This window comes from Synechococcus sp. R3-13 (assembly GCF_047462195.1).
Taxonomy (GTDB): Bacteria; Cyanobacteriota; Cyanobacteriia; order Thermostichales; family Thermostichaceae; genus Thermostichus.
The window spans coordinates 1-9,201 of record NZ_JANSIO010000325.1; the positions used below are offsets into that span (position 1 = coordinate 1).

General features: G+C 59.3%; 11 protein-coding genes. 8 read left to right on the top strand and 3 right to left on the bottom strand.

What is annotated here, in order from left to right; genetic code table 11:
• Positions 1-172 precede the first annotated feature (172 nt).
• Positions 173-1,513 (bottom strand): threonine synthase, encoded by a 1,341-nt coding sequence (gene thrC / locus NW856_RS10100; RefSeq protein ID WP_414400100.1) that lies wholly within the window; start codon positions 1,511-1,513, stop codon positions 173-175.
• A 497-nt stretch (positions 1,514-2,010) separates the two neighbouring features.
• On the opposite strand from thrC, the gene mnmG reads away from it, so the two are divergent.
• On the top strand, positions 2,011-3,948 hold the full coding sequence (gene mnmG / locus NW856_RS10105) for a tRNA uridine-5-carboxymethylaminomethyl(34) synthesis enzyme MnmG (protein WP_414400101.1): 1,938 nt from the start codon (positions 2,011-2,013) through the stop codon (positions 3,946-3,948).
• Here the strand turns inward: mnmG and tsaD are convergent.
• Entirely contained in the window at positions 3,906-5,006 is a 1,101-nt protein-coding gene (gene tsaD / locus NW856_RS10110; protein ID WP_414400103.1) for a tRNA (adenosine(37)-N6)-threonylcarbamoyltransferase complex transferase subunit TsaD, read from the bottom strand. The genes mnmG and tsaD overlap by 43 nt on opposite strands.
• 205 nt (positions 5,007-5,211) lie before the next feature.
• Here tsaD and NW856_RS10115 point away from each other — a divergent pair, with 205 nt between their 5' ends.
• The 3 genes from NW856_RS10115 (at position 5,212) to NW856_RS10125 (ending at position 6,518) form a co-directional block, all read left to right on the top strand.
• Entirely contained in the window at positions 5,212-5,757 is a 546-nt protein-coding gene (locus NW856_RS10115) for a Photosystem I reaction center subunit III (protein ID WP_414342216.1), read from the top strand.
• A 52-nt stretch (positions 5,758-5,809) separates the two neighbouring features.
• Positions 5,810-5,929: a photosystem I reaction center subunit IX gene (locus tag NW856_RS10120; protein ID WP_011434365.1), complete on the top strand. Its 120-nt coding sequence runs from the start codon at positions 5,810-5,812 to the stop codon at positions 5,927-5,929.
• Between the two features lie 100 nt (positions 5,930-6,029).
• A complete protein-coding gene (locus tag NW856_RS10125; protein WP_414332284.1) occupies positions 6,030-6,518 on the top strand; it encodes a photosystem I reaction center protein subunit XI in 489 nt (162 codons plus the stop codon).
• A gap of 6 nt (positions 6,519-6,524) precedes the next feature.
• Here the strand turns inward: NW856_RS10125 and NW856_RS10130 are convergent, their stop codons facing one another.
• Positions 6,525-6,797 carry a hypothetical protein gene (locus NW856_RS10130; protein ID WP_414388293.1) on the bottom strand — a complete coding sequence of 91 codons (273 nt, stop codon included), beginning with the start codon at positions 6,795-6,797 and terminating at the stop codon, positions 6,525-6,527.
• Between the two features lie 135 nt (positions 6,798-6,932).
• On the opposite strand from NW856_RS10130, the gene NW856_RS10135 reads away from it, so the two are divergent.
• From NW856_RS10135 to NW856_RS10150, 4 genes are read left to right on the top strand one after another with little or no spacing between them, the layout of a single operon-like run.
• Positions 6,933-7,364 (top strand): ribonuclease III domain-containing protein, encoded by a 432-nt coding sequence (locus NW856_RS10135; RefSeq protein WP_414400104.1) that lies wholly within the window; start codon positions 6,933-6,935, stop codon positions 7,362-7,364.
• A gap of 33 nt (positions 7,365-7,397) precedes the next feature.
• A complete protein-coding gene (gene rlmB, locus NW856_RS10140; protein ID WP_414400106.1) occupies positions 7,398-8,534 on the top strand; it encodes a 23S rRNA (guanosine(2251)-2'-O)-methyltransferase RlmB in 1,137 nt (378 codons plus the stop codon).
• A 22-nt stretch (positions 8,535-8,556) separates the two neighbouring features.
• Entirely contained in the window at positions 8,557-8,814 is a 258-nt protein-coding gene (locus tag NW856_RS10145) for a DUF1816 domain-containing protein (RefSeq protein ID WP_011434370.1), read from the top strand.
• Entirely contained in the window at positions 8,814-9,131 is a 318-nt protein-coding gene (locus tag NW856_RS10150) for a 2Fe-2S iron-sulfur cluster-binding protein (RefSeq protein ID WP_414400108.1), read from the top strand. The genes NW856_RS10145 and NW856_RS10150 overlap by 1 nt, the downstream gene beginning before the upstream one ends.
• Positions 9,132-9,201: the final 70 nt, after the last annotated feature.

Sequence of the window (9,201 nt, forward strand, 5' to 3'; positions counted from 1 at the left end):
GGGGCCACTACAGCCGCCAACGGGATCCAACGGCGAACAAGGCGTTGAACAGAAGGAAAGATAGGCATTGTGCAAAGCTCCTGAGCCAATAGGTCTACGCCAGGGATCTTAACAGTTCTTCATTAAGATTCTGTTAAGAGGCAATGGAGAGGGTCTTCCCTGCAAACCGAGTTCATACTGATGCCTCCTGCCAGTCCAGCCGCTCCAGGGTGCGGGCCCGCTCCAAAGCCTGTTCAAAGCTCTCCAGCCTGGGCGAGATCACCAGCGGATGGCCTACGTGGGCTTGAACCGCCTCCTGGGTCTTCAGACCGTTGCCAGTAATGTAGGCTACTGTAACCGCCTCGGGATCAAGTTGGCCGGACTCTGCTAGGCGTTTGAGCACGGCAATGGTGGTGCCGCCGGCGGTTTCGGTGAAGATGCCTTCGGTCTCGGCCAAAAGCTTGATGCCGGCAACAATCTCCGGATCGGCAGCCGTCTCGATCTGGCCGCCGGTTTTGCGGGCGATCTCCAGGGCGTAGATCCCGTCGGCAGGGTTGCCGATGGCGATGGACTTGGCGATGGTATTGGGCTTAACAGGGCTGACAAAGTCCCGTCCCTCGCGGAAGGCTTGGGCAATGGGCGAACATCCCTGCGCCTGGGCGCCGTGGAAGGTGACCGGCTTATCCGCCACCAGCCCCACCTTCACAAACTCCTGGAAGCCTTTGTAAACCTTGGTGTACAGGGATCCCGAGGCCAATGGGATCACCACCTGATCCGGCAGTTGCCAGCCCAGTTGCTCCACCACCTCGTAGGCCAGGGTTTTGGAGCCTTCCGAGTAGTAGGGGCGCAGGTTGATATTGACGAAGCCCCAGCCGTAGCGATCCGCCACCTCGGCGCAGAGGCGGTTCACCTGGTCGTAGTTGCCCTCCACCGCCATGACGGTGGGGTTGTAAATCAGGGATCCCAGCACCTTGCCCGCTTCTAAGTCCGCCGGGATGAAGATGGTGCAGTCCAAGCCGGCGTGGGCGGCAATAGCAGCGGTGGAGTTGGCCAGATTGCCCGTGCTGGCGCAGGAAACGGTGGTAAAACCCAGCTCCTTGGCGCGGGTCAGCGCCACCGACACCACCCGATCCTTGAAGCTAAGGGTGGGCATGTTGACGGCATCGTTCTTGATGTAAAGATTTTTTAACCCCAGCCGCCGACCCAGCCGCTCCGCTTTGATCAGAGGGGTCAGGCCCGTGCCCACATCAATGGGCTTCTCAGAAGTCACCGGCAGAAAAGGCCGATAGCGCCAGATGGAATGCGGCCCGGCCTGGATGCTCTGCCGGCTGACGCTGTGCCTCAGCCAGTCGTAGTCATAAACCACTTCCAGGGGGCCGAAACACAGCTCACAAACATGCTTGGCGACCGGCTCATACTCGGCGCCACACTCCCGACAGCGCAAACGGCTGAAGCCCACCTTGGAGCTGTGCAAGGCAGAGGCCAACGGGGAATCGGCAGGGCTGAGCGGGCGTTCGGAAAGAGTTTGGGACATGGGCAGCCTCAAGGTGAAGGAAAGGGTGGGCGCTGGATTGAACTTACCTATCGTTGGGGGGAATCTTATCACCCGCAATCTGCCGCGTCAACTAAACCCGACTAAAATAGTCTGGATTAGATCCGGTTGAGGATAATGGAATCGGTGCTTGGCTCTCTCAGGCGGGCTGTCTGGTGTTTGTATGAGCCGCAACATCCCTTGGGCGACTCTGCCCTTTCCTCTGGGATCCCCTGCTATCGGCAGCCTTGGGGGAGCTGATCCCAGCGCCCTGAGGTCTCTTCAACTCTTCAATCAGGTGACTTAGGCTGGGAACTGAGCCTCTACCCAACTTTATTTCCCAGGGCAACAGAAAACTTTCCCTACTGCTCTGCCTGCCTCAGGCCGGTCGCAAATAACCCTATCCGTTGCCGCCATCGCTAAGCTGGATAAGCGAGCTGAAATAACCTGAAAATTAAAAGACCGGGGATCCCGGCTATTCATTTTGGAATTGCCACCCTATGCTCAGAGTTGGACGGGACAGCATTGATTTTCTCGATCACTACGATGTGGTGGTGGTCGGCGGGGGGCACTCCGGCTGCGAGGCAGCGTTGGCAGCAGCGCGGCTGGGCTGCAACACCCTCATGCTGACATTGAATCTGGACAAGATCGCCTGGCAACCCTGTAACCCCGCCGTCGGCGGCCCGGCCAAATCGCAACTGGTACACGAAATCGATGCCCTCGGCGGCGAGATGGGCAAAATCACCGACCGCACCTATTTACAGAAGCGGGTGCTCAACCGCTCGCGGGGGCCGGCGGTGTGGGCGCTGCGGGCACAAACCGACAAACGGGAATATGCGCGGGTGATGCGCTCGGTGGTGGAAAACCAGCCCAACCTGACGATTCGCGAGGGCACCGTTACCGATTTGGTGCTGGGGCGCAACGATGAGATTGTCGGCGTGGTCACCCACTTTGGCACCATCTTCGGCTGTCGGGCGGTGATCCTGACCACCGGCACGTTTTTGGGGGGGCGCATCTGGATTGGCCGTCACTGGCAATCTGCCGGACGAGCGGGGGAGTTTGCGGTGGAAGGGCTGACAGACACCCTGCACCAACTGGGCTTGGAGACGGGTCGGCTGAAAACCGGCACCCCCGCCCGTGTGGATCGGCGCAGCGTGGATTTTTCCGTCATGGAGCGGCAACCGGGGGATCCCGATGTGCGCTGGTTTAGCTTCGACCCCGAGGTGTGGGTGCCAAGGGAGCAGATGGATTGCTACTTGACCCGCACCACCCCAGAGACCCACCGCATCATCCGGGAAAATCTCCACGAAACCCCTGTCTATGGCGGCTGGGTGGAGGCCAAAGGGCCCCGCTACTGCCCCAGCATCGAAGACAAGATTGTCCGCTTTGCCGACAAGGAAAGCCATCAGATTTTTATTGAGCCGGAAGGGCGGGATCTGCCGGAGCTCTACATCCAGGGGTTCTCCACGGGGATGCCTGAGAAAATCCAGATCCAGATGTTGCGCTCCTTGCCTGGCCTGGAGCGGTGCGTCATGCTGCGGCCTGCCTATGCGGTGGAATACGACTATCTGCCGGCCACCCAGCTCTACCCCACTCTGATGACCAAAAAGGTGCAGGGGTTGTTTTGCGCCGGCCAGATCAACGGCACCACCGGCTACGAAGAGGCGGCAGCTCAGGGGCTCATAGCCGGGATCAACGCCGCCCGCCTGGTTCAAGGCAAGCCCCTGGTCACCCTGCCGCGGGAGTCCAGCTACATCGGCACCCTCATCGACGATCTCTGCACCAAAGAACTGCGGGAGCCCTACCGCATGCTCACCAGCCGCTCCGAATACCGCCTCATCCTGCGCTCCGACAATGCCGACCAACGGCTCACCCCCCTGGGGCGAGAATGGGGCTTGATCGATGACCGGCGCTGGGCCCTGTTCCAAGCCAAGCAAGCGCGCATTGCCGCAGAAATCGAGCGCCTGGAAACGCAGCGGGTGAAGGCCCACGACCTGGCCGGCATCCAACTAAGCCAACTGACGGGGCAGGGGATCAAGGGATCCGCCACTCTGGCCGAGATCTTGCGCCGCAACCAGATTCACTACTCCGATCTCCTGGAACTGGGGCTGGGGGATGCGGAGCTGGATCCCTTTGAGCAGGAAGCAGCGGAAATTGCCGTCAAATACAGCGGCTACATCCAGCGGCAGCAAAGCCAAATCGAGCAGGTGAGCAAGCAGTACCATCGCCCCTTGCCTCCTGACCTCGACTACCAGGCCATCCCCACCCTATCCAAAGAGTCGCGGGATAAGCTCTCGGCGGTGCGCCCGCTAACCGTGGGCCAGGCAGCCCGCATTGGCGGTGTCAACCCCGCCGACATCAATGCCCTGCTGATCTACCTGGAAGTGAGGCAACGTCAGAGGACGGCTGCGGCAGATCCCGTCTGTTCTTCTGTATGAGCTCCGCCCCCACCCAGGTAGAGGGAAGGGATCCCTTCTAGGGGCATGCGCGAGGCCACCCCCAGCTCCAGCGGCGAGACCTCCCCTCTCAGCCAATGGCAGAGCCCAGCCGCCCCGATCATGGCCGCATTGTCGGTGCAGAGGGCTAGAGGCGGGATCACCACCCGCAACCCCCTTTGCCGGGCTGCTTCTGTGAGGCGGGCCCTCAGCTCCCGATTGGCAGCTACCCCTCCCGTCAGCAGCAGCGTCGAGAGGCCCAGCGCCTCGGCACAGGCCACCGCTTTTTGGGCAAGTGCACCGGTCAGGCGGGCTTGAAAGCTGGCGGCAATATCGGCAATGGGCAACTCCTGGCCTTGCTGCTGCAACTGCTGGACTAGGCGCAACACCGCCGTTTTCAGGCCGCTGAAGCTTGTGTCGTAGGGATGCTCCACTTTGCCCTCGGGCAGGGGAAAGCGCTGCGGATCCCCCTGCTGGGCCCAACGGTCGATCTGCGGCCCCCCCGGGTAGCCCAGCCCCAACAGCCGCGCCACCTTATCAAATGCCTCGCCGGCAGCATCGTCGCGGGTGCGGCCCACCGTCTGGTAGTCCCCGTAGTCCTTCATCCAAATCAGGCTGGTATGGCCTCCCGATACCAAAAGGCATAGGCAGGGGGGGCGCAAATCGGGCTCTGCCAAGAAGCCGCTGAAGAGATGGCCCTCCAGATGATGTACCCCGATCAGGGGCTTGTCGTAAAGCAAAGCCAGGGTCTTGGCCCCCATCAGCCCCACCAGCAGGGATCCCACCAGGCCCGGCGCACAGGTTACGGCAATGGCATCTACCTCGGCCACCTCCAATCCTGCCTGTTGCAGAGCCCTCTCCAGCACAAAGGGCAAGGTTTCCACATGCTGCCGTGAGGCCACCTCCGGCACCACCCCCCCGTAAGCAGCATGAAGGTCGATTTGGCTGGCCACCACGGAGCTGAGCTGCCGTGGGGCAAACCCCGGCCAGGCTGCATCCGCCGCCACCACAGCCACAGCCGTTTCGTCACAACTGGTTTCGATGGCAAGGACGCGGGGCATGGGAGAGCAGGCTGGGCAAAAGGGATAGGAGAGCTTTGGGATACTTGAGATACTTGAATTAAGAATTGTGTGAGCTAAAACCCGGGATCCGTCGGGGCGAGGCGCTCAGGAGTATGATACTAACCGTTTGGTGCCTGTTTCTGCACTTAGCATCCCTTAGCATTTGGACAGATCTTAGACCCCTACCTCAAGGACACATCCTGCTATGCGAACCTTTTTAAGCCTTCTTTTGGCCCTTTGCATTGCGCTTGGCCTCGCCCAATCTGTGCAGGCAGAGCCCTTGATCGGTCTGAAACCTTGCAGCGAAGTTCCCGCCTTTCAGGCCCTGATGAACGAACGCCTGAGCAGCCTAGAGGAGAAGATCCTCAACGCCAGCCCTGCTATGGCTCCCGTCTACCAGCAAAAGCTGGCCCAAACCAGCAAGCGCTTTGAGCGCTACAGCAAGCTGCTCTGCGGCGAAGAGGGCCTGCCCCACCTGGTTACAGATGGTCGGTTGAACCATGCGGGCGAGTTTCTCATCCCCGGTCTGCTCTTCCTGTATATTGCCGGTTGGCTGGGCTGGGCGGGGCGTTCTTACCTGATCGCGGTTCGGGATGAGGATAGCCCCGAAATGAAAGAAAGCCTGATCGATGTACCGCTGGCGCTGCGGTGTTTCCTCACGGCTTTGGCTTGGCCTGCTGCTGCTTTCAAGGAGATTGCCAGTGGCGAAATTCGAGAGCCGGAAGCGGCTGTGCCCATCTCGCCCCGCTGAGGAGCTGAGCCCGGCTTTCTAACTCGATTTATTTAACTTTTGAGAGGCGTCTATGGCTGATTTCACCAAGTTTCTCACCACTGCTCCGGTGGCATTTATCCTGTTTTCCAGCTTTGTTTTTGCCCTGTTCATCGAGATCAATCGCTTCTTCCCCGACATTTTGACGTTCTGAGTGTAGGCCAGGGATCCCCAGCGCAACCTACGCCCGGTGGGATCCCTGCTTTTTTAGGCTTTTTTCCATCCTCCTTTGAACTGGACACAGAGTTGCTGAAATGGTCGAACCCAATGCCGATCCTGCTCCGTTGAATAGGTTGAACATGAATAAGGGATACGTCACCGTCCCTGAGGGAGATCCGCAAATTGGGGATCTCTGGACACCGATCAACCACGCGCCTGTTGTCCGGCTGTTGATCGACTGGCTGCCCATCAACCGACCGGGATTGAGTTCCATTTGGCGGGGCTTGGAAATCGGTATGGCCCACGGCTATTGGCTGGTAGGCCCCTTTGCCAAGCTGGGGCCGCTGCGCAACGAGCCCATCGGTCTGCTGAGCGGCTTTTTGGGAGCCTGTGGCCTGATCTTGATTCTGACGGCGGCCCTTTCTCTCTACGGCACTGTCACTTCGCAGCGCAACATAGGGCCGGTAGGGGGATCCCAATCTTGGAGCGAATTGGCCGCTGGCTTTTTGGTAGGGGGTATGGGGGGGGCGGTCGTCGCCTACCTGCTTTTGCTGAATGCAGATCTCCTTGTCCCCGCATCTTAACTGGAGCTATTGGCCATCCGTTGGATCATCCACAACGTCTTTAATCGCTTCTCGAGCATCCTCGACTCCAGGGTGGGTGGCTGCCTTTGTTTGCTCGGCCTTACCTTCCAGCCTTTCACGCTGATCGCTGGCCAGCTCACCCACAATTTCCTGGATTTTGCTCTCCAGATTCTTGGCAGTGGCTCCAACTTGCTTTTCAAGGCTCATAACATCGGCCCCTTCACCGGCTTTGCCCTGTCTACTCGATAGCACCTTTTCTCTTTGGGCCTCGTGATCCAAATCACCTGCAAGGCAGCAAAGAGGGTGGGTCGGGCTGGCAGACCAGAGGAAGCTTGTCTTAGCATGGACTGAATTCTGCAATGAGCCGATAACAGCGGTTCTAGAGATTTTTCTGCCTATCTTTCGTGAGCTGCTGTGAACGATCTGCTGTCCGAACCCACTTCTGAAAGGCTCTCCTTAGCCGAGATCCGTCGCCTATCGCCCGCAGCCTTGGCCTACTTGGGAGACGCCATTTACGAACTGCATGTGCGGCGGCAACGGCTATTTCCTCCGGATCGACTGGAGCGCTATCATCAGCAGGTGGTGAGGCGGGTGCGCGGCTCGGCTCAGGCCAAGTTGCTGTTGGCCCTGTTGCCCCATCTCAACCCCGAAGAGCAGGAAATTGTCCGCTGGGGTCGCAATGGCTGCGGTCGCCCACCCCGGCATCTGCCTCTGGCCGATTACCAAAACGCCAGCGGCCTGGAAACAGTTCTGGGCTATCTCTACCTGGCCAATCCCGAACGGCTGCGCCATATCCTCGCCCTCACTGATGTTTTGGCTGAGACCCTAGGCGAGTGGGAAGGTTAGGATAGTCTTTCCGTCTTTCCATCTTCCACGCCCATGCCCAAGACTTCTCAGCGCAAACCTGCTTCACGGCTGTCTCGCTCGGGCAAACTGCAGCCGCGAAGGGCAGGGCAATCCGTTAGCAAGCGGGTACAGCGGCCCAAACGCCGAGACGGGGATCCCAAGCTTGCCCTCCGAGAGGCTCCAGTGAAGCCCATCCGTCGCGACGCGCAACGGCAGTGGCCCCAAGGCAAGATGGCTCCTCAACCAGTAGGCGAGCTGGATCCCGGCCTCTCCACTGGCGAGACAGGGATCTTGCCAGGGGAAGTTCAGCCTCAGGCCGACGGGAATCCGGAGACCGAGCTGGAGCAAGAGATTATCTACGGTCGCCAGACAGTACTGGCTGCTTTGAAAAGTCAAGCCACCCTCAATCGGGTTTGGATCTTGCCGAAGTTGCGCTACAGCCCCCAATTTTTGTCTCTGTTGGAAGAAGCCAAAGCGCGGGGCACCGTTATCGACGAAGTGTCTCCAAAGCGGCTGAACGCCCTCACGGCTGGCGCCAACCACCAGGGTATCGCTGCCCAAGCCACGCCTTATCAGTACGTGGCCCTGGAGGATTTGGTGGAAAGAAGCCGGCAGGCCAGCCCCAATCCAGTGCTGGTAGTCCTAGACGGGATCCAGGATCCCCATAACTTGGGAGCCATTGCCCGTAGCGTAGAAGCTTTTGGCATGCAAGGGATGGTGATCCCACAACGGCGGGCAGCAGGGGTAACCTCGACGGTGATGAAGGTAGCGGCAGGAGCCCTCTCCACCTTGCCGGTGGCGCGGGTGGTGAATTTGAATCGGGCTTTGGAATACCTCAAAGAGCAGGGGTTTTGGGTTTATGGCACCACCAGCCGAGGGACTGACCTCATCTATAGAGCCGATTTTCAACGGCCCATTGCCTTGGTGGTGGGATCCGAGGGGGAAGGGATTAGCCTGCTCACACAGCGCCATTGTGACCAACTGCTGTCCATTCCCTTGGCAGGCCGTACTGAAAGCTTGAATGCTTCTGTGGCCGCCGGCATTGCCCTCTACGAAATCCACCGGCAGCGCTCTCCCCACCACCTCAAACGCCCTGAGGTTGATACATTCCTCAACAAATCGTCAATAAAAGTAGTAGAATCTAGGGGATTGCAAAAGGACATCCAATGATTGCTAGACTTAATAATGGGGGATGGATCCCGTGAGCAACCCTTTGGTCAGTCTGTTGGATAAGCTGCGCGGCCTGTCGGTCTGGATCGAGATCACCACCGAGGACTGCACCTACTACTACGGCCCCTTCTCCGATGAAGCTGAGGCGGAGCGGCTCAAAGGCCACTACATCGCCGACCTGCAAAAGGAAGGAGCCAAAAAGATCCAGGCTCTGGTGAAGAAGATGCGCCAGCCACAGTCTCTGACGGTGACCCGTACTCCGTCGGGAGCCCGTTCCTGATGTCTGCTACGGCTTATCAAGTAACCCTTCATCACCGCGGCCAAACCTACCGCTTCCCCGCCTCTGCGGATCAGACGCTTCTACAAGCTGCTCTGGAGCACGGGATAGAGCTGCCTTCCTCTTGTCAGGCGGGGGTTTGCACCACCTGTGCGGGGCGGCTGAGGTCGGGATCCGTGACTCAGACAGAGGCAATGGGGATTGGCCCAGAACTGCAGGCCCAAGGGTTTGTGCTGCTGTGTGTAGCCTATGCTACCTCCGATTTGGAGGTGGAGACCGATCAAGAGGAAGAGGTTTACCGTTTGCAGTTTGGCTCCTAACCGTGCCGGATTTCTGTTCAGGTCTACTTGTTAGCTTATGGGGGTGTGGGGGTAGCTAAGCCCCGCACTG